Origin of the sequence: Chthonomonas sp., from assembly GCA_016788425.1 — a bacterium.
In the GTDB taxonomy this organism is placed as follows: Bacteria; Armatimonadota; Fimbriimonadia; order Fimbriimonadales; family Fimbriimonadaceae; genus JAEURQ01.
Map to the genome: position 1 here is coordinate 1 of JAEURQ010000001.1, position 21239 is coordinate 21239.

The following is a 21239-nucleotide window of genomic DNA, read 5'->3' on the forward strand; positions in this document are numbered from 1 at the left end:
CAAGTCACCTGAATTGTCTTCACCCGAAGTCCGTGGCCTAACCGTAAGGAGGGAGCGGCCGAAGGTGAGGGGAGTAAGGGGGACTAAGTCGTAACAAGGTACCCGTACCGGAAGGTGTGGGTGGATCACCTCCTTTAAGGAAAAGAACTTGGAACCTGCACGTCAGGATCCAACATTTCCAGGTCGGTCACGATTGAAACGAGTGTTGAGCTTTTAAGCTTTTCGCAAGAAGCCTCGAATGAGAAATCATTCGGGGCTTTTTGCATTTTGCTAGGTCAGGTATGTTGAAGTTGGTGCCTTACTGGGAAACGGGCACTGTATCTCCGGCGTCCCACTGGATCTGGAATTCGCCGAGACGGCGAAGCTACTCGCTCCGTGTCTCCGGCGTCCCGGCGGTTCTGGTATTCGCCGAGACGGCGAAGCTACTCGTTCCGTACCTCTGTCGTCTCGCCGGTTCTGAAGAATCGCCGGGACGGCGAAGATGCTCGTTCCTTCCTCTGTCGACCCGCCGGTTCTGAAAAATCGCCGAGACGGCGACGCTACTCGCTGTGTATCTCCGGCGTCTCGCCGGTTCTAAGAATCGACGAGGTGGCCAAGATACCGGTTCCGTAAGCCCGGCGTCTCGCCAGTTCTGAAAATCGCCGAGACGGCGAAGATACTCGCTGTGTATCTCCGGCGTCCCGCCGGTTCGGTCATAGAAGGAGGCGAAGATACCGACGGTCGGTTAAACTTCATTCAGGAGGTAACGATGAATCAATCGGATGATCATGGTACGGAGCCCGTCTTTGAGTTTGCCGATTCGGCGATTACCAAAACTCAGGGATTCTATCTTCCGCACTGGACTCGGGAGAATGGGATTTACCATGTTGTTTTTCGTCTGGTCGATAGTCTCCCCAAGGATGTGGTGCTTCTGCTCCGCGACGAAAAGGCTCACCTATTAAGTCACCATTGTGACCAAGAACTCAACGACGTGCAGATTCGGCGACTAAACGAGTTGTCGAGCGCAAGGGTGTCCGATGCACTTGACCGTGGGATCGGTGAGTGCCTATTGAGAAACTCAGCGGCCGCCGAGATTATGGAGGCCGTTGTCCGGCACTTTGACAAGCAGCGCTACCATCTTCACGCATGGTGCATCATGCCGAATCACGTTCATACTGTGCTTCAACCCATCGCTCCTTTCAAGCTTCCGGATATTACTCATTCTTGGAAGTCATACTCTGCGCACGCCATCAACAAGGCGTTGGGAAGAACCGGTTCCCTTTGGCACAAGGAGTCATACGATCACCTAATTAGAACGGAGCAATCCTACAGGCGAATCATCCAGTACGTTTTGGACAATCCCGCGCGGGCTGGGCTTCGTAACTGGAAGTGGGTTGGGGCTGTCGAGATCGACTGACGACGGCGAAGATATTCGTTCCGTACCTCTGGCGTCCCACCGGTTCTGAAAATCGCCGAGACGGCGAAGCTACTCGTTCCAACTCTCAGGTGTCCTGCCGGTTCTGAAAATCGCCGAGACGGCGAAGATACTCGCTCTGTATCTCCGGCGTCCCGCCGGTTCTGAAAATCGCCGAGGTGGCGAAGATACTCGCTCTGTATCTCCGGCGTTCCGCCGGTTCTGGAAATCGCCGCGACGGCGAAGATACTCGCTCCGTGTCTCCGGCCTCCTGCCGGTTCTGAAAATCGCCGAGACGGCGAAGATACTCGGTTCCGTAACACCGGCGTCTCGCCGGTTCTGGAATTCGCCGAGACGGCGAAGATACCTCTTTCGTCTCGCTGGCGTCTCGCCTGCTCCGATTCGCCGAGACGGCGAAGATACTCGGTTCCGTAACACCGGCGTCTCGCCGGTTCTGGAAATCGCCGAGACGGCGAAGATACTCTTTTCCGACTCTCAGGTGTCTCGCCGGTTCTGAAAATCGCCGAGACGGCGAAGATGCTCAATCCGAACTACCGTAGAAACGGAACGCGACGAGCAAGGAACTCTGGTGCCTTCGCGAGCTTCGTCTTCACCAGTACGAGCAGAGTCAGGCCGCTAAAGAGCGGCGCCGTGAGAAGCGAGACCCAACCGATTCCCTGCCCATAGGCATACCGAGCAAACTCAAACGCACCCAGGCCGATGCCGGTGCCCACCCCGATCATGAGAGCGAAGGTCGTCAGCAGCGCTCGGCGCGGCAAGTCAGGGGCACAAGTGCGCAGGGTCATCCGCAACAACGGCACGAACTGTAGCACCATGATGCCCAAATTCATAATCACAATCCCCTCAAGGCCGCGCCACGTGACCGCCGGCAACGACAAAAAGAGCGTGGCGAAGCCGTTCCACAGCGTAAACGGAATGATCTTCTCGGGATTCCCGTTCGCATAGATAATCACGGCAACCGCCGAGTAGAGCGTCTCGAACATGCGGTACGCGCCGATCCCGGCCATCACCCACGGCAATGTAGCGTCAAAACTGCGGCCCAAAAGGTATGGCAGAAAGCCAAAACCGAAGGCGCACGGCACGAGGATGCCGCAAATGCCCACGAGCAAGGCAGTCCGTAGCGAGCTATCAATCGCCCGACTGAACTGCTCCGGCCCCTTAGCATGTGCGCCGACCAACTCAGGGCTGATGATTTGATACAGCGGCAAAGCGTCCGCCGCCGCCTCGGGCGCGCGCGCGCTGACGTTATAAACGCCGATCGCGCCCTCGCCGAGCTGCTGGTGAATAATAATCCGATCGGCTCCATTTCCAATCGCGCCGCTCAGCTTGTTGGCCAGAGCGCGAATGCCAAACCGTTTAGCTTCCTTAAACACGTCCGGGTCAAAGCTCGGCGTGGATCGGGAGGAAAGTTCCTGGCGACGCCGGCGATAGAGGCTCAGCAACCCGAGCGCGGCGCCGGTCGAGAACCCGATGAAATAGGCTTCCTGCGAGCGGAGCCACCACACGAGTCCCGCGCTCAACGTCGCGCCGCCAACGCTCATCCAAAGCGCCGCGGTGGCCACCGGACCAAACTGCCTCCGCGAGCTAAACCAGCTTCCGTATGTATAAATTCCGTAGGTTAAAGCGGTATAAATCCCGGCAAGAAGAAACAGGAGCACCTTGCGCGAGGTGCCCAGCTCCACCTGATGGAGGGGATAGAACAGGCTGAGCAGGCCATAGATGACGACCATGAGGCTGCCCGCGACCAGCGCGATTCGCTTGTGCGTGTTCCACACTCGCAAGCCCTGCTGATCGTCGCCGCTCGCCCAGGCCGCCGCCATCTGCCGATTGGTGGATTCCGGCAAGCCCAGGTCGGCCAAAAGAACAAAGCGCTGCAAGTTGACCAACGCACTGCAAACACCAAAACCGGTCTTGCCAAGGATGTCAAAGAACAGCCGGATCGTGAAAAACTGGACGGCAAGCCCCAGGAGCTTCGCCCCGCCGACCAAAAAAAGATTCTTGCTTTGACTCACGCTGCTCCTCAAAATTACCAGGTTGCGCCTCGGCGGCATGCGAGAGCGGCTATAGTGTCACAAGAGGCAACAATGAACCTCCACCACAGTTTAAATCGGATTGTTTGCTCGCTGGCCGTAGCCTTTGCGCCAATGTTCTCATCGGCCAGCGACCTGCCGATGTTCGACGGCTTTTGAAGCGTCGGCTGGATGAGGAGTCGGTTGCCTTTAAAGAGAGCGCCGCACTTTGGCGAGCGTTCATCCTTTCGCACGTAGGCACGCCACCCGAGGTCCTGCGCGGTACCATCAGTGAGTGAGTTCGTTCGTCCATCCCACGGCCGTTGTAGATGAGGGCGCGAAGATCGGCGAGGGCACGAAGATTTGGCACTTCTGCCACGTCCTGCCCCGCGCCGAAATCGGAACCAATTGCATCCTCGGGCAAAACGTGATGGTGGCCAACAACGTCACCATCGGCAACTTCGTCAAGATTCAAAATAACGTCAGCCTCTACGAGGGCGTGGTGCTGGAGGACTATGTGTTTTGCGGGCCGAGCTGTGTGTTTACCAACGTGCTCACGCCGCGCTGCGAGTTTCCGCGCGCCACCAGCGAGCATTATCACACCACCATCGTCAAGCGAGGCGCGAGCATCGGGGCCAACGCCACCATTGTTTGCGGCGTCACGCTCCACGAGGGCGCATTTGTCGCGGCCGGCGCGGTCGTCACCAAAGACGTGCCCGCGTTCACCATGGTCGCCGGAGTACCGGCGACGCCCATCGGCCACATGAGCGCGTACGGCGACCGGCTTGACTTCAAAGCCGACCCCGGCCAGCCCTACCAAACCGCCACCGATTCGCAGGGCGAAGAGTATCGTTTGATGCCCGACGGTCAGGTGTTGCGCATGCAATCTCAGCCCGTGGTTTGAACCCACGCCAGGTAAACTGGCAGGTTCATGGAGTTCAAAAGTACCCTCAACCTCCCCGATCCTGAGTTCACGATCGCGATGAAGGCCGACCTGGCCAATCGCGAACCGGAAATTCAGGCTCGTTGGGCAGAAATGGGGCTGTACCACCGCATTCTCGAATCGCGGGCGAACTCTCCGACGTTTGTGCTGCACGATGGGCCGCCGTACACCAACAGCCCGATTCACATCGGCACGGCCCTGAACAAAATCCTCAAAGACCTGGTCGTCAAGTCGCGCACGCTCATGGGCTATCAATGCCCCTACGTGCCCGGTTACGACAACCATGGCCTGCCCATCGAGCAGACCGTGATGAAGGCGTTTCACGAGCAAAAGCTCTCGCCCGACGTGCCGACCCTGCGCCAAGCTTGCCGCGAGCACGCGGCCAAGTATCTCGATATCCAAACGCAGCAGTTTCAGCGGCTCGGCATCTTCGGTCTTTGGGAAAAGCCGTACACCACGATGGCGTTCCGGTACGAAGCCGAGATCGTGCGCACCTTCCGGCGGCTGGTCGAAATCGGCCAGGTGTATCGCGGCATGCGCCCTGTCATGTGGAGCCCAACCTCGCAGACGGCGCTCGCCGACACGGAGATCATCTACAAGGATGTCGTGAGCAAGGCGATCTATGTCGCGTTTCCGCTCCAGCCCGAAGAGCAGGACAAGTTCCCCGAGTTTCCGAACCTGCACTGCGTCATCTGGACGACGACGCCCTGGACGATTCCCGCGAATCTCGGCGTGGCGTTTCACCCCGAATACGAGTACGCGACGGTGCGCGCCGGCGATCGGCACTACCTGCTGCTCGAAGCCTTGGTCGAAAAGACCATGGCGGCCTGCGGCATCGCCGACTACGAAATCGTCAACCGCACGCCGGGCGCCGAGTTCGAATTCCTGCGCTTTAAGCACCCGATTTTCGATCGTGATTCGGTGGGTCTGCTCGCCGATTACGTAACCACCGAGGACGGAACGGGCATCGTGCACACCGCGCCGGGTCATGGCCGCGAGGACTTTCAGACCGGCAAGAAGTACGGCCTGCCCGTGCTGTGCCCGGTCAATGGCCGCGGCGTCCTCACCGAGGAAGCGGGCGAATTCGCTGGCGTGTTCTACAAGGATTGCGATACGGTCGTGCTGCAACGTCTCCGCGAGGTTGGGCTTCTGCTCGCCGAAAGCGATTACGCGCACAGCTATCCCCACGCCGAGCGCGACGAAAAGCCGGTTATCTTCCGCACCACCGACCAGTGGTTCGTGTCGATTGACGCCAACGACCTCCGTCCGCGCCTGCTTGACCAAATCGAGCGCGTGCAATGGGTGCCCGCGACCGGCAAGACTCGCATCACGGCCATGGTGGCCAACCGCCCCGATTGGTGCGTGTCGCGTCAGCGACCTTGGGGCGTCGGAATCCCGATCTTCTACGGCGCCGAAACCGGCAAGCCAGTAATGGACCCCGTCGCCATCGAGGCGGTGGCTCAACTCATCGACCGCGAAGGTTCCGACGCCTGGTTTACGCGCTCGGCGGCGGAGATTTTGCCCGCCGGATACATGCACCCGGACACTGGCGAAACGGAATTCACCAAGGAAACCGACGTATTCGACGTGTGGTTCGATAGCGGCGCGACCAACCTTTGCGTGCTGGAAGGTAATGTCGAGCCCGAGTGGCCGGCTATCTGGCCCGCGGACATCTACTTCGAGGGCAGCGATCAGCACCGCGGCTGGTTCAACGTGTCGCTCATCATCGGCACCGCCATCAAGGGCGAGGCGCCGTTCCGCGCGGTAGGCACCCACGGCTTTGTCAACGACGAAAAGGGGCAGAAAATGTCCAAGCGCACGGGCAATGTGATTGACCCGGTGCAGGTTTGCAACACGAATGGCGCGGACATTTTGCGCTACTGGGTGGCCAGCGTGGACTACGTGAACGACGTTCCCGTGAGTCAAGCGATTCTTAAGCAGTGCGGCGACCAGTATCGCACGGTGCGCAACCAGTTTCGGTTCCTGCTCGGCAACTTAAACGGCTACGATCCGCTCTCGCCGGTGGAGTATCAGCCGATTGACCAGTGGATCGTCGAGCAAACGGAGCTTTTGGTGGCCGACGTGATGGACGCTTACGAGGCATACGACTTTGGTCGGGCGATCACCGCCATTCACAACTTCTGCGCGAAGGAAATCTCGGCCATCTACAACGACGCGATCAAGGACCGCATGTACTGCGACGGCGCCGATTGGCCATCCCGGAGCGCGGCTCAGCGCGCGTGCCACACCGTGATCGTGGCCTTGGTCAAGCTCATCGCGCCGATTCTGCCGCATACCGCGGAGGAAGTCTACGAGCGGATTCCTTTGGCCGAGCGCCAAGCGAGCGTGCACATGGAAGTCATGCCCCGGCCGATGGCCGAGCGACTCAGCGAGATTGAGGGCAATGCCCTGCAAACGCAGATCGCCATGGCGCTGGGAGTGCGCGAGCAAGTGTTTGCCGAATTCGAGCGATATAAGCAAGAAGGTGCAGTCAAAGATAGTCAAAAGGCGATCTGCGATCTGGTCTGCTCCGAAGCCGAAGCCCATGCGCTGACCGGCCTTGGCGCGTTCCTGGCGATCTTCTTTAAGATGAGCGAGGTGAACGTCACCAAGGGCGAATTCGCGGTCTCGTTCCGCCCGAGCCCGCACGCCGAATGCGCGCGCAGCCGCTTGCTCCGTCCGGATTGCCGCGAAGTGACGTACCAAGGCGAAACCGTGGTGCTGAGCAAACGCGACCGCATGGTGTTGGGCGTAGAAGACTAACAACCATGAAGCGCGCCCGCCTTTTTCTGGTGATCAGCCTCCTGTTCCTCGTGTTGGATCAGGTGGTGAAAGCGTGGGCGCGCGGACGGTTTCAGCTTCACGAGAGCCCGGGCTTCCCCTGGCCGGGCGTGTTCGAATTCACGCTGGTCTACAACCAGGGCATCGCCTTTGGGATGATGAAGGGCATGTCCATCTTGTTCACGCCGGTCGCCATTGCGATTGTGGTGATGGCTTACCGCTTTGTGGCGAACCATCCGGGCGAGCGCGTGTTTGTCCATGTCGCCGCGGGCCTGGTGGCCGCCGGGGCGGTCGGCAACATGATCGATCGCATTTGGCTTGGCAAAGTAACGGATATGTTTTGGGCGCGATTCATTAACTTTCCGGTATTCAACGTCGCCGACGTATGCATCACCATCGGGGCCGTGCTCTTTGGCATCCGGTTCGTCTTCGAACGGGCGTTCGCGCCGACTCCGCTGGCAAATCCTGAAGTAGCCCCTAAGGTTTCAGCGGAATAAGCCAACACTTCCCTTGAGGGTTTTGTGCCCTCAGGACATGCGAACCATGACGAAAGTAATGACCTCTCGCTTTGGCGAGATCGAGTACACCAAGGAGGATGTGCTGACGGTTCGCGAAGGATTGCTAGGCTTCGAGGGATTCACCAAATTCCTCTTGATTGAACACAAACCGGATAGCCCGTTTCGCTGGATGCAGTCGCTGCAACGGCCGGAACTCGCCTTTTTGGTCGTGGACCCATTCCAGTTTTTTGCCGATTACGACGTGGTTTTGACCGACCAAGCGGCGGAAGATTTGGAATTAACGCCAACAACGGGGCAGGTGGTCTATACTATCGTCACGATTCCTCGTGGAAAACCTGACGACATGACCGTGAACCTGGCCGGGCCCATTGTCATCAATGCAGATACCCGTGAGGCGCGTCAATTCGTTGTCGAGAACCCGGCGTTCTCGGTGAAGCAACGACTTGTGATCGAGTCTCCGGTGAAGACAGCCGCGTAGCGCGGATAACGGAGCCAAGGAGGGCGAGAGACATGCTGGTTTTAACAAGGAAGCTCGGCCAGAGCATCATTATCAACGACGAGATCGAAATCGTCGTGCTGGAGGTTCGCGGCGAACAGGTCCGTATCGGGATCAAAGCGCCGCGAAACGTCCCGGTTCACCGCAAAGAAATCTTCGAGCAGATTCACGAAGAGAATGTGGCCGCCTCGGACGTGGACCCCGGCGACGTGCCGGGCTAGTTCTTCGCGAGCAAAATCTCGCAGAACAGCGGATCCAACTGCATCCCCGAGTGGCCCATCATGGTCACGCGCCGATGCGCCTCGGCGACTTTTAAGCCGATGGACGGCGCCAACTGATGGTGCCGCACCCACGCCGCCACCATGCGCAATCCTTCCACATTCTTCTCGCGAGTCCCACTGCCGGGGAGTTTGTCGGCGAGCACCAAAAACTGCTCAGTCGCGCGGATCGCGTAGCTGGGTTTGCGCGAAAGCAGATCATTCAAAAAGCTGTGCAGGTCCTCGTAGGGACCCGGCTTCTCGCGCATTTTCGCGCGTCGGGCGAGGCTGCCTTCGCAGAAGAGTCGCTCCGCCGGCGACCAGTCGCCATCGTCTTCGCCGGGTTGGCAGGCAACCACGCAGCAGCGCGAGATAATCGTCTGCGCGATTCCGCTGAGCGACGACGAGGTGAGCACAAATCGCGCGTGAGCCGGGGGCTCTTCCAACATCTTGAGCAAGGCGTTGCTCGCGGCATCGTTCATCCGCTCGGGCCGGTCAATCCACACCACCTTTGTTTGGTGAATCAGGGGCCGAGTGCGCAGAAACATCTGCACCGTGGTGCCTTCAAAGGTGGTCGGGTTTTTCGGCACGATCATTTGCACCGTGATGAACCCGCCCGAACCTTGCGCGGCCACCCGTAGCACGTCGATGTTGCGGTCCAGCGGTCGGTCGAGTTCGCAGCCCATCCACGTGTTGATCAGCTCGAGGGTCACGGCCTCGATCTCAGAATTCTCCGCGCCGACAAACAGCACCGCGTGGGTGGAGCCCGAGCCCTCGCGGATGACGCTCAGCAAGCGCTGGGCGGGGCTAGAAGCGCTCATACGACTCCACAGGAATAAAGAACAGCACCGCGCCGCCGACCGGCACCTTCATCGCGGTAGGTAGCATGCCCGCGCCGGATTCCACCGGGTTCACGCTCATGATCTGCTCGCGAGCGTGGCAGTTGCGGCCGATTACGGTCTTCAGCTCTTCCTTCTGATCGTCGTCCAGACCGATCATGAAGGTCGCGTTGCCCTCTCGCAGAAAGCCGCCGGTGCTGCTGAGGATGGTGAACTTAAATCCCGACGCAACCAGATCGTCCGACAAGCGATTCTTGTCGCGGGAATGGACGATGCAAATGGCGAGCTTCATGCCGGAATCAGGAACCTCATTAAACCCGATCAGCATGCCCCAAAAACTCCCCCGCGGGAGTGAATCGCGGGGGAGTTCTTGGGGAAAGACCGTTCCCTAGGCGGCCTTCTTGTTGCCTTGCGGGCGAGCCGGAGCCGCCGCGTCGTACAGCTTGCGGGCCGCCTGACCATCCGTGGGGAACGTCGCCGAACCCAACACCACCTTGACCGGACCGCTCGGCGCTTGGCGCGTCGCCAGCCAGTCGTGCATCAACTCGTTTAGGCGGAGCCCGATGACCTCGGCGGTGAGAGCGGTGCCGCAAAGCACTACGCCAAAGCCGGTCTTGCCGACCCGGCACACCACGTCAATGCGGCGGACATTTTCCTTAAAGAAGTCGGCGACGTCCATCAGAAAGTCTTCCACCGATGCTTGGCCGTAGTAGGAACCCAGCAAGTCGAGGCCGTCGAACTCAAAGCGCAGCAGGCCCATTTGACCTTCCATGCTCGAAGCGCGGTGACACTCTTCTTGCAGGCGAGTGAAGAAGTACGTTTCGCTGTAGGCACCGGTGAGCGGGTCCACGGTGTTATCATCCGGGAACGAGTCCACTTGCTTGCGCAGGCGCACTTCCTTATCGTTTTCGGCGGTAAGAATGCGGCGCAACTTGCCCAGCGATTGGCGAAGAATGTGCGACACGTAGTTGCACGAAATGCCAAGTCGGTGCGCGATCTCGGTTTGATTCAGCGCGTCAAAGTGGAACAACGTCAGCACGTCGCGCTCGACGTCGCGCAGTTGTTGCATGGCCGATTCCAACAGCACGCGGTCTTCCACCGAAAGCTGCTCCTTGCAGAAGTCGCCGCTGTCCAGTTGATCAACTTCGGCGCCGTTGTCGTCTTCGCCCTGCGATTGGTCGAGCGAGGCCAGCTTGAGCATGTCCTGCGTTTGGAACACTTCCTCCACCGCGCTAGCGGTGATGCCCACGGCGGTCGCGATTTCCTCGACCGTCGGTTGCCGACCGTGTTCGGCTTGCAAAATGCCGACGGCTTTGTTGACCTTGTGGCGCAGCTCTTGCAGCCAGGCCGGTTGGCGAATGGTTTGCGAGCGGTCGCGCAGATAGTGCTTCATCTCGCCGGCTACCAGGTGCGTGGCGTAGGTGTTAAAGCGCACTCCGGCTTCCGGGTTGTATTTGCTCAGCGCGTTGAGCAGGCCAACAAAGCCCACTTGCACGAGGTCTTCTTGCGCTTCGAGACCCGAAAAGCGGCGAGCGATGCGCTCCACCAAAGGCGAATATTGAACCAAGATCAGGTCTTGGAGTTCGGGCCGGGGCCGCTCGAGATAGCGCAGTACGAGAGCATCTTGCTCTTCACGTTGCAACGATTGTTCAGACATGTTTTTCACTCCGTTGATTTGCTTTGCCCACATCCATGCGGGCTGGCGGTGAACAAGCCGGGAAGCTTGTTCACAAGGGTTGGTCGGGGGGCCGCCAGTGCGGCCCAGAGAGATTACGAAACGCTTTGGATGATCGAGAAGATCGGGCTCATGACGGCGATGGCGATGAAGCCAACGATCACACCCATGAAGATGATGAGCAGCGGCTCGATCATCGAGGTAAGACCCTTCACGGTGGCTTCCACTTCGGTGTCGTAGAAGTCGCCAATCTTGACGAGCATTTCCGGCAGGCGACCAGATTCTTCGCCGATGTCAATCATCTGCGTGACCATCGCCGGGAAGAGGCCGCTGGCCATGAGCGGAGCCGAGAGCTTTTGACCCTCACGAATGCTCATGCGGGTGTTGTCAATCGCTTCCTGCAGAACTTTGTTCGCCAAGGTTTCGGAGACGATTTCGAGCGAGCGCATCATCGGAACACCCGAGTTGATGAGCGTGCCGAACGTGCGGCAGAATCGAGCCACGCTCATCTTGAGCGAAAGCTCGCCGACGATCGGCGCATGCAACTTGATCCAGTCCAGCTTGTAGCGGCCATTGGTGGTTTTGCCCCACTGCTTCACCCCGATGAATCCACCGATGGCGAACAGAATGATCATCCACCAGCGAGCCTGCATGAAGTCACCCATGCCGAACAGCGCCTTGGTGATGGTCGGGAGTTCCACGTCCATGCCCTTGAAAATGTCCTTGAAGCGCGGCAACACAAAGGTGAAGAGCGCAAACAACATGAGCACCGAGAACCCGAGCACCATGACCGGGTACATCATCGCGCCCTTGATCTTGGCGCGCACCTCGGCTTCGTATTCCAAGAACGTCGAAAGGCGCTCCAGGATGATGTCGAGGATCCCGCCAACTTCGGCGGCGCGGATCATGTTGATGTAGAGCTTGCTGAAGATTTGCGGGTGCTTGGCCATCGCCTCGTTGAGCGGCGTCCCCGACTTCACGTCGACAAACACCTGCTCCAGCACTTCCTTCAGCGCAAGGTCCTTACACTGGTTGGTCAGAATTTCCAGACAGCGGAGAATGGGAATCCCCGCGTCGATCATCGTCGCAAATTGACGGGAGAAGACGACGAGCGCCTTCGGCTTCATTTTCTTCTTGCCGAAGCTCGATCCACCTGCGGACGCCTTCTTGGTCTCCGTGACCTCGATGACGTGCAGCGATTGCTCCCGCAGGCGGGCAACAATCGAGGCCTCGCTTTCGGCTTCGATCGTGGCTCGAACCTGTTTTCCGGATGCGTCGACTGCGGTGTAAGCGTAATACGGCATAGTGAACCTTGGACCAACCCTAGTTGTTGGCCTACTCCAAGAAGTTCTTTGCCATATTTCTTGCCTGGTTTAACTATGGAACCGCTAAACCTCAAGCAGAATGTCGTTTTGCCGGATGCCGCCCCGAAAATCTGGCAGTTTTGAAAGAAATTCCGACCGAGGGAACTGCCTGGGCGAACGATATCGTACACTAGGTTAAGATTCCTATGGATGTTTTCGCCTCGGTCCGCAAGTCGGATAGCCAGAGCCAAGCTGACAACCGTCAGCACTTTGAAAAGCTCATGCGCGAAAGCTACCGTCAGGTGTTTAGCTTGGCGATTCGGTTGACCGGCAACGCCAGCGAAGCCGAAGACCTCGTTCAGGAATCCTACGTCCGTGCCTTTCGGTTCTTCCACCGGTACGATCGCTCGCTCCAATTTACGAGCTGGCTGTACCGGATCATGACCAACGTCCACATCGACTCGATTCGGCGAAAGTCCCGCCTGAAGGTCACGAGTTTGGATTCGGTTGGTCCGCAAGGGAACAAAGCGTGGGACGTGCCCGACCAAAGTTCAACGCCTGAGGAGACGATGGTCGAAAGCCACCTCGCCGAGCCGTTCCAGATTGCATTGCGCGCAATGACTCCGGAATTTCGCATGGCCGTGATGTTGGCTGACGTAGAAGGGCTGGCATACGAGGAAATTGCAGAAATGATGGACATCTCGGTTGGCACTGTTCGCAGCCGCATCCATCGTGGAAGAAAGCAATTGAAAGAACGCCTCGGCCCTAACTTCCTCAAGGAGATTTCGCTTCGATGAATTGCACCTGGACCACTGCCCGACTGTCCGCCTACGTAGATAACGAACTCGGTGGCGAAGACATGCTCCGCATCCGCGAGCACCTGCGACTCTGCCCGTGCTGCGCTCAAGAACTTGAGGCCCTGCGCACAATCAAGCTGAGCTTGGCCGAGCTCTCGACGTGCGGCCCCGATCCTGATTTTGAGAGTCGCCTCATTGCTCACGTAATGGGCGCCGACCTCTCCCCGGCCCGACGGAGCCCGAATCGCCTGGCGCTGGTCGCCGCGGCGGGTCTCGCCATCGCGGGTCTTTCCTATGTTGTGATACAACAAGTCGCCCCGCCAAAGGCCGCGCCCGCGCCGCAATTGGTGGAAGCCGATCCGGCCGCGGTGTGGGGCGCCGATCCCCTGTCTGGCCAAGTGCCGGTGGTTTCGGCCGCCAGCTACAATCGGTAAGCCTGTTTCATGAAAGTTCGAGGTTTGAGTGGGGTTCTCCTCACCATTCTCCCCGCCATTTTGTGCGCGGAGAGTCCGCTGGAGTACCTGGATCGCGCCCTCCGCGCCGAGCGGATGACGCCCGGCGTGTTCATTCAACAGCACCGCAATTTCGCGGGTCAGAAAACTCAAAAAGTGATGGTGATGCGCGACGGCGAGGGTCAGTCGCTGGTCACGATTCTTGAGCCCCTGAACCTGCAGGGCGTGCAAAGCTTTGATACGGGCCGCGAGATGCACACCTACTACCCCGACAGCAAGCAGCTGATTATCCGTCCGTGGGGATCGCAGCAGGCACGGGTCGATCCGAAGATGCGGATGCGCCTGATTGAGCGCAACTACAAGGTCAGCTCGGGCAAGGGCCCCAAGGTGGCGGGCCTGCTCACCACCAAGATCACCGCTCAGCCGGTGGCCAAAGATGTCCCGCGCCGCACCATGTACTTCGCGCGCGGCTCCACCAACTTGCTCAAGATCGAGGTCTCGCTCGGCAAGCAGAACAGCACGATTTTCGAAACGCTCAGTCAGAGCCCTTATAGCGGCACCCTGCAACCGCCCGCTTCCAACGGCTGGGATCGGGCGACCACGTGGGGACCCAAGCCGATGGGCACCGACCAGCAAACGCGCGTCCTCTTGCGGATCGCGCCGGTGATCCCCAAGACTCTGCCCAAGGGTTTTGAGGTGGTGGACTCGTTCTACAACGGGCGCGATGCCGAGAGCGCATTCCTTATCACGCGGGTCACCGATGGCCTGACGCTGGTGACGATTCTGCAGGGCCAAACCAAGGTGATGCCGACCATACCCGGCACCGAACAAATCAAGGCGCGCGGAGTCAGTGTCATTGCCGACGGGCTCGCGCCGGCCCCGCTCCTCACCGAAATTTTAGAAGCGTTTTCGCCGACCCGGGCCCAAAGCCCTCGCGGGGAACTCGCGACAACGGCCAATAGTTATTCTCAATACCCAAAGAAATGAAGCAAACAACTCCTTTCTGGATGAAACCCGCCCTCTGGATCGGCCTCGGCGTGTGCGCCGGCGTCGTCGCCACGGGCTCGTTCCTCACTGGCACCGGCTTCCGCCCGGCATTCGCCCAGCGCGTTCCGCAAACCTCGGTCGTTCGGAATGAGCCGAGCGGCTCGCCCATGGCCCTGCTTCGCCAAATGGACCAGGCGTTCGCCGACGTGAGCGAATCGGTCGCCCCGAGCGTCGTGCACATTAAGGTGGGCGGCCAAGCGAATGCCCCGACCACGGTCGGTCAACCCGACCCCACGCTGCGCGGTCAGGGGAGCGGCTTTATCTTCCGCGCGGACGGCTGGATTATCACCAACGACCACGTGGTGGAAGGCGCCAAGGAAGTGACCGTCGTGTTCAACGATGGCCGCGAGATGAAAGGCACGGTTCGCTCCTCGGGCGACTCGCGCAATGACATCGCGCTGGTGAAGGTGGAAGCGAAGGAACTTCCCGCCGCCAAACTTGCCGACAGCGGCACGATCCGCGTGGGCGAGTTTGCGCTTGCCTTTGGCGCGCCGTTTGGTCTCGAGAACTCCGTGACCGTCGGCCACATTTCCGCGCTCGGACGGACCAGTCTGGCGGGTGGCGGAGCCTCCCGCACCGTGCGATCGTACGCCGGGATGATCCAAACCGACGCGCCGATTAACCCGGGCAACTCGGGCGGCCCGCTCGTGAACATTTACGGCGAGGTCATCGGCGTCAACACGAGCATCTACAACTCGGGCGGCGGCGGTCTCACCGAGCCGGGCAACGTCGGCATCGGCTTTGCCATTCCGAGCAACCAGGTTCGCCTGATCGCCGATCGTTTGATTAGCAAGGGCAAGCTGGAGCGCGGGTTCCTCGGCGTGGTGCCGGGCGACCTGACCCCGTACGAAAAATCGCAACGCAAGATTGAGCAAGGCGCTGTGCTGCGCGACGTGCAGGAAGGCACACCCGCTTACGCCGGTGGCCTGCGCAAAGGCGACGTGGTGACCGAGATTCAGGGCGTACCCGTGCGCGGTCAACAGGACCTGCTCAACGCCATGCTCGACCTCGCGCCGGGCAACAAGGCCGAAGTGAAGTACGTCCGCAACGCGACCGAGCAAAGCACTAAGGTGACGATTGGCTCCTCGCCGATTGCTCAAGCCGAACCGCAACAATCCAGCCCGCTGCTGCCGCAATTCCCGCGGCTGTGGGGGCAGGAAGACAACCAGGACGACCCGAATCAACTGTTCCCGAATCAGGGCGAAAAGGCTCCCGCGCCGAACAAGGCAACCATCGGTAGCCCGGCCAAAATCGGCGTGATGGTGAAGGTGCTCGACGACGCCGATCGCAAGAACTTCAACATCCCAGCCGGCAAAAAGGGTGCGCTCATCACGAGCGTGTCGGCTCGATCGGTGGCCGAGCAGTTTGGCCTGAAGCCTGGGGACCTCATCGTCAAGCTCAACGGCCAGGATGTCGCTACGCCCGACGACGTGACGCGCGCCATGCAAGGCAAAAAGGTGGGCGACGAAGGCTCAATGGCGATTGAGAATTACGAAGACGGCCTGATTAGCCGCTCGTTTACGTTCACGTTCTAAGGACCGAAAGCTCAGTGCGCGCGGACACACTGCGCGCACTGACCGCTGAGTTCGATGCGCATTTCGCTGAGGACGAAGCCGTCCTCCTTGACCTGCACCGCCAGATCGTTGCGGGCGCAGTTGGGAATCTCAAACTCGGTGACCTTGCCGCACGTGCCGCACACAAAATGCTGCATGTCGTGGCTGTGTGAGCAATCGAGCTTGCACGCGCTATAGCCATCCACCATTCCCAAGTGGTGAATCAGCCCGATCTCGTTGAGCACCTGGAGCGTGCGGTAAACGCTCACCAGATCGATGCGATTGCCGCGCTCTTTGATCCGCTCGAAGATGGCTTGCGCATTGAGCGATCGCTCGCTGGTGGCGAGGACGCGGACGACTTCGATGCGCGGCATCGTTACCCGTAAATTTGCGGTACGAAAAGCCTCAATCGCCCGATTTTCGAACTCTTTCGCGTCCATTCCGCACTATTCTACGCCTTTTTGCCCATATTCCCTTGACAACTCCTATTTTTGCGGTCAAACTCGAATCGAACAGTACGCTTGTTGCGTCAGGTTCAATTGAACCTAGAGCGGTTGCCACTCGGCGAAGCTCCGGGGAACCGACATCGATAGGAAATAAACTCATGAAGTTTTACGATCTGAAGGCTCGCCAACATGTTGAAGTTGCTGATAGCAACATCACCAAGAAGAAGATGATTCGCAAGACCAAAGCCGGTGAGCAAGTGCGCTACGCCCTGATCGGCAAGCACGATGGTCGCGACCTCTACAAGTTCGTCAACGAAGCCACGTACAAGGAATCGGGCGGCAAGGAAGCCTAAGGCTCCCTCCGACGAACTTAGGCACGGCCCGGGCTTGTTTCAAGCACGGGCCTTGCTTTTTCTCGAACAATCTACTGTGGCTAACGTCCCGAACTCTATGACAGAAACTCAGAAGGTCGCCCATCTGCTGCGGCGGTTTGGCTTTGGCGCGAGCGAGCAGGAGATGGAGTACTACGGCAAGGATGGCCTGGCTGGCGCGATTGAGAAGCTGCTCAACTTTGAGGGCGTCGAGGAGCTTGACATCGACCCGACCACCCTCGACAAGAACGGCGTCGCGAACATGCGGCACGTCCAAACCGCGTGGTTTCTGCGGATGATCACCACCCGCCGCCCGCTAGAAGAAAAGGTCGCTTTGTTCTGGCATCACCACTTCGCCACGAGCGGCCAAAAGGTGACGCAAGCACCCATGATGCACCAGCAAGTGCAAACCTTGCGCGCAAAGGGTTTCGGCCGATTCGAGCATCTGCTGCTCGCGCTTGCGCAAGACCCGGCCATGATTTTTTGGCTTGACAACCAGGAGAATCTCAAGGGCAAACCGAACGAGAATTTCGCCCGCGAGGTCATGGAATTGTTCACTCTCGGCGTGGGGCATTACACGGAAAAGGATGTGCAAGAAGCCGCCCGCGCCTTCACCGGATGGCGCTTCCGAAGGGTCAAAGGCCAACGCCTGTACGAGTTTTATCTGGATCAGCGCCAGCACGATAACGACCTCAAAACCGTGCTGGGGCAAACCTCCAAGCTCAGCGGGGATGACATTTGCGCGATCCTTGCTTCGATGCCCCAAACGTCGCGTCACGTTGCGCGCAAGATGTGGGAGTGGTTTGGCTACGACAACCCCGACGACGGCTTGATTGATCGCATGGCCGCCGCCTATCGCAAAGGGAAAATGGAGACCAAGGCGATATTGCGCGCGATGATGGAAGCGCCCGAGTTCTACAGCGAGCAATCGCAGCGTGGGTTGGTCAAAAATCCTGTGGACTTCGTCATCGCGCCGCTGCGACAAATTGGCCTCGGCGAGGTGGTTCGCACCGCGCTGGCGGACACTCAGGATCGACGGATTGCGCAGCTTGCGACCTTCGCCCGGGTCTCGACCAAGGGCATGGGCATGGACCTCCTCTTTCCGCCCGACGTGAACGGGTGGGACCCGAGCGCAGCGGGATGGATCAGTAGCGCCACGATGATCGAGCGGATCAAGTTCGGTGCGAATCTGTTTCTCGGTCGAAACTTCGCGGGCTCAAACCCAGGGGTGCTTGCGGTGGGCGATGTCACCACCACGAAGGAACTCGCCAAGCGCATGAACGAAATTCTCGACGCCCGCATTCCCGAAGTCAAACTGATCAACGTGGAGAAGGCCGCCGACACGGTGCTGGCGGGCAAACCGCTGAACAGCAAGACTGCTCCTCCAGTCGCGGCGGCTGCCGCGCGGCTTATCTTCGGCGCGCCCGATTACCAGTTCAATTAGAATCCGCCGCGCGGCCCTTCAATCGGGTTACGCACCGGCTGCCACGGGTAGCCGCGGACCACGTTCCACTTGAGCGTAATGGTGCGCGTCGGGAAGTCGGGATCATTGGTGGCCAGGGTCACGTTGCGTTGGAACCGACCAAGGACGTTGGTCTGCGGTCGCATCGTAAACAGCTTGTTCATGCCCGGGGTAATCGTGCGGGTGCCCGGCACAATCGTAATCTTGGGGTCGGCGGTCGGCGTTACCACCAGGTTTTGCAAACCGGCGGTCGTCCACTTGGCGATATCGCCCGCGTGCGTAAGGGTCACCGTGGCTTGAGGGCGTCCGAGATATTGCACGTTGCCCAGGTCAATCAGGCTGGCACTGAGGCCAATTTTCGCCGGCACCTTCATGTCAAGGAAAACCGGCAGGTGCCCGCCGCCGACGGCAGAATTCTGCAAGGCGGTGGCGATTGTGCTGCCGACCATGCTGTTGGTGCTGATGTTGAGCGCCGCGTTGAACGACGAGCCATCGTTGCCCCAGCACCGGTAGCTGTGGTTGGGATCGTTCCAGGTGGTCGTGCTGTAGGCCACGTTCGGGTTGCCGATATAGTCCAGACCAGTGCCATCCATCAGCCCCGAGCTCAGGAGCAAAAAGTCAAACCGACTGTCCATGGTCTTGCCCGGACCGGGGTCTTGCGTGTGGACGAATCGGAACGAACCGTTGTTCTCCCACGAGCCCGGCGTCTTAATCGGGTCGTTGAATTGGCGTGTGCCCCAAGTGCCGCTCACCAAGGCCTGATAGGCCGCTTGCGACGAATTCTGCATGTTCGTGTCGCCGCCGAAGAGGAAGTGATAACCCGCGGGCAAAGTCGCCACGTTGGTGAGAATCTTGTTCGCTTCCACGAGGCGCCGCGCCTGATCGCTGGTTCCCGAGCTGGCCTTCATGTGCGAGTTGTACATCGCGATGACGGTGCTGTTAGCGCTGTAGCCGGCCAGTCGAAAGTCATGGCGCATCGTGTGGCGGGGCTGGTCGTTCGGGTCGGTGCTTCCCGTCGCGGCGATCACCGTGCTCAGGTGCGTGACTCGGCTCGTGCGGTAGAACGCGGTCTGATCGGTATCCGGACCATTGACGAATGGCACTCGCGCCCAGTCGCCGGGGCTACCCGGCGCGGTGTTTAGGATCGTGAGAAAGTTTAGTGACGCGGCGTCCGAAAGGATTTCTTGGGCGAGGATCACGTCCGGCGCGAGGCTGCGGCCGGAGAACACTCCGTAGATCGAAGTCTGAAATTCGCTCGTGCGGCCACTGGAATAGTTGGTGATGTTCCACGAACAGACGCGCAGTTGCGCAGGTGCCGAAACCGCGAGGAGGGCGGTCACAGCGAGGCCAAAGAAAGTGCGGGGGGATGCCATAGACAGTACAACTATTGTGACAGAATCCTCGCGAATCAGGTTCATTTCTTCGGCAAAAAACGGTCCTTGTGCCAAAATCTAGTATATGTTGCCGATTCGCCCTCACCTCTCCGCGATGCGCCCCTACTCGCCTGGGAAACCGATTGAGGAAGTCCAGCGCGAGTTTGGCTTGACGCGCGTGATCAAGTTGGCGAGCAACGAAAATCCGCTTGGGCCGTCGCCGCTGGCCATCGCCGCGGTGGAGCAGGCGGCTCGGGAAATGCACATCTACCCCGACGCCTCGTCGTATCGGCTGGTGCAGGCCATCGCCGAGCGTTACGCTGTGCCCGCCGACCAAGTGCTGTTTGGCAACGGCAGCGACGAGCTCATTCACTACCTCGGCCTGATCTTTTTGAACGGTCCGGAAGATGAGATGATCGTGGGCGATCCCTCGTTTGTGCGCTACGATGCCTCGGCGCAGGTGGTCGGCGCGAAGCTGGTCAAGGTTCCGCTTGATGCCGATTTGCGGCACGATCTTACGGCCATGGCGGCCGCGGTCACCGAGCGCACGCGCATGATCTGGATCGCCAACCCCAACAATCCGACCGGCACCATCGTGACGCGGGCCGAGATTGACACGTTGCTGGCCAACACGCCCGCGCACGTCGTGGTGGTGCTCGACGAAGCCTACGCCGAGTATGCCGCCGACGAGCCGGACTACGCGACGAGCCTGGACTACTTGGCGACCGAGCGCGTCGTCGGCTTGCGGACCTTTAGCAAGGCGTACGGCCTGGCCGGAATCCGGGTGGGGTTTGGCTTTGCGCCGCCCGCCGTGGTGGACGCCTTCCAGCGGGTTCGCGAGCCGTTCAACGTGAACTCGTTGGCCCAGGCCGCGGCCATCGCCGCCCTTGGCGACCGTGAGCACTTAGCCGCGGGCGTCAAAATGAACCGCGAATCCGCCGCCGCCCTAATGGAGGCCTTTCGCGCGGTGGGCGCGAAGCCGGTGGCGAGTTTCGCCAACTTCGTTTGTGCCGACATGGGTCAGCCGGGTGAGCCGATTTTCCGCGAGCTGCTTAAGCGCGGCGTGATCGTGCGCTCAGGGCACGTACTCGGCTTGCCGAATTACTTGCGCGTGAGTTGCGGCACGCTGGCCGAGGTGCAAGAATTCGCCTCGGCCCTGCGCGAAGTGATGAGTCTGGCGACGGCTTAGTTGCCTTCGTCGGGCATCGGCGCGGTGGAACTGGAGCCCGAGGCCGCTCGTCGGGCCGCGCCCTTGGCCGCATCGGCCACGCCGCCGCCACTGCCTCCGCCGAGGCTTTCGGTGCCGCCCATGGGTGTAGCGCCGCCGACCGCGCCCGATCCCATTGGCGCGACTCCACCACCCGAGCCCGTGTCCATATTGGTCGCGGCGGGTTCAGCCGCCGGAGCCGCGGATTCCTCGGTCTTGGGGGCGCATCCGGCGCAAAGAATGCCGAGGGCAAGGGCGAGAAGGGCAAGGCGCTTCATGTTCCCAGTCTAGCCGC

At 59.9% G+C, this 21239-nt stretch carries 21 protein-coding genes and 1 rRNA gene; 14 read left to right on the top strand and 8 right to left on the bottom strand.

Translation table 11 applies throughout. The features are described from left to right. Together JNJ45_00005 and JNJ45_00010 are read left to right on the top strand one after the other, a co-directional pair. Positions 1–136: ribosomal RNA gene (locus JNJ45_00005) — 16S ribosomal RNA — on the top strand; the annotation flags it as partial. 612 nt (positions 137–748) lie between these two features. Next, positions 749–1396, top strand: a complete 648-nt coding sequence (locus JNJ45_00010; GenBank protein MBL8047041.1) for a transposase — start codon at positions 749–751, stop codon at positions 1394–1396. Positions 1397–1944: 548 nt separating this feature from the next. Here the strand turns inward: JNJ45_00010 and JNJ45_00015 are convergent. Beyond that, positions 1945–3426, bottom strand: coding sequence for an oligosaccharide flippase family protein (locus JNJ45_00015; protein MBL8047042.1), 1482 nt, complete (start codon positions 3424–3426; stop codon positions 1945–1947). Positions 3427–3718: 292 nt separating this feature from the next. Here JNJ45_00015 and JNJ45_00020 point away from each other — a divergent pair, with 292 nt between their 5' ends. The 5 genes from JNJ45_00020 to csrA are packed head-to-tail and all read left to right on the top strand — an operon-like array spanning position 3719 to position 8382. Beyond that, positions 3719–4327, top strand: coding sequence for an N-acetyltransferase (locus tag JNJ45_00020; GenBank protein MBL8047043.1), 609 nt, complete (start codon positions 3719–3721; stop codon positions 4325–4327). Between the two features lie 27 nt (positions 4328–4354). After that, positions 4355–7129: an isoleucine--tRNA ligase gene (gene ileS, locus JNJ45_00025; protein MBL8047044.1), complete on the top strand. Its 2775-nt coding sequence runs from the start codon at positions 4355–4357 to the stop codon at positions 7127–7129. A 5-nt stretch (positions 7130–7134) separates the two neighbouring features. Beyond that, positions 7135–7644 carry a signal peptidase II gene (gene lspA / locus JNJ45_00030; protein MBL8047045.1) on the top strand — a complete coding sequence of 170 codons (510 nt, stop codon included), beginning with the start codon at positions 7135–7137 and terminating at the stop codon, positions 7642–7644. Positions 7645–7681: 37 nt separating this feature from the next. Continuing rightward, positions 7682–8143: a flagellar assembly protein FliW gene (locus JNJ45_00035; protein ID MBL8047046.1), complete on the top strand. Its 462-nt coding sequence runs from the start codon at positions 7682–7684 to the stop codon at positions 8141–8143. A gap of 32 nt (positions 8144–8175) precedes the next feature. Beyond that, entirely contained in the window at positions 8176–8382 is a 207-nt protein-coding gene (csrA, locus tag JNJ45_00040; protein ID MBL8047047.1) for a carbon storage regulator CsrA, read from the top strand. Here csrA and JNJ45_00045 read toward each other — a convergent pair. The 4 genes from JNJ45_00045 to JNJ45_00060 form a co-directional block, all read right to left on the bottom strand. Beyond that, on the bottom strand, positions 8379–9239 hold the full coding sequence (locus JNJ45_00045; GenBank protein MBL8047048.1) for a hypothetical protein: 861 nt from the start codon (positions 9237–9239) through the stop codon (positions 8379–8381). The genes csrA and JNJ45_00045 overlap by 4 nt on opposite strands. Then, on the bottom strand, positions 9226–9549 hold the full coding sequence (locus JNJ45_00050; protein ID MBL8047049.1) for a cyclic-di-AMP receptor: 324 nt from the start codon (positions 9547–9549) through the stop codon (positions 9226–9228). The genes JNJ45_00045 and JNJ45_00050 overlap by 14 nt, the downstream gene beginning before the upstream one ends. Before the next feature lie 96 nt (positions 9550–9645). Beyond that, positions 9646–10914 (bottom strand): sigma-70 family RNA polymerase sigma factor, encoded by a 1269-nt coding sequence (locus JNJ45_00055; protein MBL8047050.1) that lies wholly within the window; start codon positions 10912–10914, stop codon positions 9646–9648. 113 nt (positions 10915–11027) lie between these two features. Next, positions 11028–12236 (bottom strand): type II secretion system F family protein, encoded by a 1209-nt coding sequence (locus JNJ45_00060; GenBank protein ID MBL8047051.1) that lies wholly within the window; start codon positions 12234–12236, stop codon positions 11028–11030. A 206-nt stretch (positions 12237–12442) separates the two neighbouring features. On the opposite strand from JNJ45_00060, the gene JNJ45_00065 reads away from it, so the two are divergent. From JNJ45_00065 to JNJ45_00080, 4 genes are read left to right on the top strand one after another with little or no spacing between them, the layout of a single operon-like run. Beyond that, a complete protein-coding gene (locus tag JNJ45_00065) occupies positions 12443–13033 on the top strand; it encodes a sigma-70 family RNA polymerase sigma factor (GenBank protein MBL8047052.1) in 591 nt (196 codons plus the stop codon). Beyond that, on the top strand, positions 13030–13467 hold the full coding sequence (locus JNJ45_00070; GenBank protein MBL8047053.1) for a zf-HC2 domain-containing protein: 438 nt from the start codon (positions 13030–13032) through the stop codon (positions 13465–13467). Before JNJ45_00065 ends, JNJ45_00070 begins: the two co-directional genes overlap by 4 nt. Positions 13468–13476: 9 nt before the next feature. Further along, on the top strand, positions 13477–14472 hold the full coding sequence (locus tag JNJ45_00075) for a hypothetical protein (GenBank protein MBL8047054.1): 996 nt from the start codon (positions 13477–13479) through the stop codon (positions 14470–14472). A 20-nt stretch (positions 14473–14492) separates the two neighbouring features. Then, entirely contained in the window at positions 14493–16067 is a 1575-nt protein-coding gene (locus JNJ45_00080) for a trypsin-like peptidase domain-containing protein (GenBank protein ID MBL8047055.1), read from the top strand. Positions 16068–16078: 11 nt separating this feature from the next. Here the strand turns inward: JNJ45_00080 and JNJ45_00085 are convergent, their stop codons facing one another. Then, positions 16079–16525, bottom strand: a complete 447-nt coding sequence (locus JNJ45_00085) for a transcriptional repressor (GenBank protein ID MBL8047056.1) — start codon at positions 16523–16525, stop codon at positions 16079–16081. Positions 16526–16689: 164 nt separating this feature from the next. Between JNJ45_00085 and JNJ45_00090 the strand changes: the two genes are divergently transcribed. Further along, the gene (locus tag JNJ45_00090) at positions 16690–16884 is read left to right on the top strand and encodes a hypothetical protein (GenBank protein ID MBL8047057.1); all 195 of its coding nucleotides are present in this window, start codon (positions 16690–16692) and stop codon (positions 16882–16884) included. 97 nt (positions 16885–16981) lie between these two features. Then, complete coding sequence (locus JNJ45_00095) at positions 16982–18346, top strand: DUF1800 domain-containing protein (GenBank protein MBL8047058.1); 1365 nt, start codon at positions 16982–16984, stop codon at positions 18344–18346. Here JNJ45_00095 and JNJ45_00100 read toward each other — a convergent pair. Next, positions 18343–19737 (bottom strand): hypothetical protein, encoded by a 1395-nt coding sequence (locus tag JNJ45_00100; protein ID MBL8047059.1) that lies wholly within the window; start codon positions 19735–19737, stop codon positions 18343–18345. The genes JNJ45_00095 and JNJ45_00100 overlap by 4 nt on opposite strands. A gap of 85 nt (positions 19738–19822) precedes the next feature. Between JNJ45_00100 and JNJ45_00105 the strand changes: the two genes are divergently transcribed. Continuing rightward, positions 19823–20926 carry a histidinol-phosphate transaminase gene (locus tag JNJ45_00105; protein ID MBL8047060.1) on the top strand — a complete coding sequence of 368 codons (1104 nt, stop codon included), beginning with the start codon at positions 19823–19825 and terminating at the stop codon, positions 20924–20926. On the opposite strand, the gene JNJ45_00110 is transcribed toward JNJ45_00105, so the two are convergent. Next, positions 20923–21222, bottom strand: coding sequence for a hypothetical protein (locus JNJ45_00110; protein MBL8047061.1), 300 nt, complete (start codon positions 21220–21222; stop codon positions 20923–20925). The two genes, JNJ45_00105 and JNJ45_00110, sit on opposite strands and share 4 nt — an antisense overlap. Positions 21223–21239: the final 17 nt, after the last annotated feature.

Coding starts and splice junctions, on each gene's coding strand:
- JNJ45_00085 (MBL8047056.1), bottom strand. CDS start 16,525: ATGGACGCGAAAGAGTTCGAAAATCGGGCGATTGAGGCTTTTCGTACC.
- JNJ45_00090 (MBL8047057.1), top strand. CDS start 16,690: ATGAAGTTTTACGATCTGAAGGCTCGCCAACATGTTGAAGTTGCTGAT.
- JNJ45_00050 (MBL8047049.1), bottom strand. CDS start 9,549: ATGAAGCTCGCCATTTGCATCGTCCATTCCCGCGACAAGAATCGCTTG.
- JNJ45_00105 (MBL8047060.1), top strand. CDS start 19,823: ATGTTGCCGATTCGCCCTCACCTCTCCGCGATGCGCCCCTACTCGCCT.
- JNJ45_00110 (MBL8047061.1), bottom strand. CDS start 21,222: ATGAAGCGCCTTGCCCTTCTCGCCCTTGCCCTCGGCATTCTTTGCGCC.
- JNJ45_00095 (MBL8047058.1), top strand. CDS start 16,982: ATGACAGAAACTCAGAAGGTCGCCCATCTGCTGCGGCGGTTTGGCTTT.
- JNJ45_00065 (MBL8047052.1), top strand. CDS start 12,443: ATGGATGTTTTCGCCTCGGTCCGCAAGTCGGATAGCCAGAGCCAAGCT.
- JNJ45_00035 (MBL8047046.1), top strand. CDS start 7,682: ATGCGAACCATGACGAAAGTAATGACCTCTCGCTTTGGCGAGATCGAG.
- ileS (MBL8047044.1), top strand. CDS start 4,355: ATGGAGTTCAAAAGTACCCTCAACCTCCCCGATCCTGAGTTCACGATC.
- JNJ45_00060 (MBL8047051.1), bottom strand. CDS start 12,236: ATGCCGTATTACGCTTACACCGCAGTCGACGCATCCGGAAAACAGGTT.
- JNJ45_00055 (MBL8047050.1), bottom strand. CDS start 10,914: ATGTCTGAACAATCGTTGCAACGTGAAGAGCAAGATGCTCTCGTACTG.
- csrA (MBL8047047.1), top strand. CDS start 8,176: ATGCTGGTTTTAACAAGGAAGCTCGGCCAGAGCATCATTATCAACGAC.
- JNJ45_00075 (MBL8047054.1), top strand. CDS start 13,477: ATGAAAGTTCGAGGTTTGAGTGGGGTTCTCCTCACCATTCTCCCCGCC.
- JNJ45_00070 (MBL8047053.1), top strand. CDS start 13,030: ATGAATTGCACCTGGACCACTGCCCGACTGTCCGCCTACGTAGATAAC.
- lspA (MBL8047045.1), top strand. CDS start 7,135: ATGAAGCGCGCCCGCCTTTTTCTGGTGATCAGCCTCCTGTTCCTCGTG.
- JNJ45_00080 (MBL8047055.1), top strand. CDS start 14,493: ATGAAACCCGCCCTCTGGATCGGCCTCGGCGTGTGCGCCGGCGTCGTC.
- JNJ45_00045 (MBL8047048.1), bottom strand. CDS start 9,239: ATGAGCGCTTCTAGCCCCGCCCAGCGCTTGCTGAGCGTCATCCGCGAG.
- JNJ45_00100 (MBL8047059.1), bottom strand. CDS start 19,737: ATGGCATCCCCCCGCACTTTCTTTGGCCTCGCTGTGACCGCCCTCCTC.
- JNJ45_00010 (MBL8047041.1), top strand. CDS start 749: ATGAATCAATCGGATGATCATGGTACGGAGCCCGTCTTTGAGTTTGCC.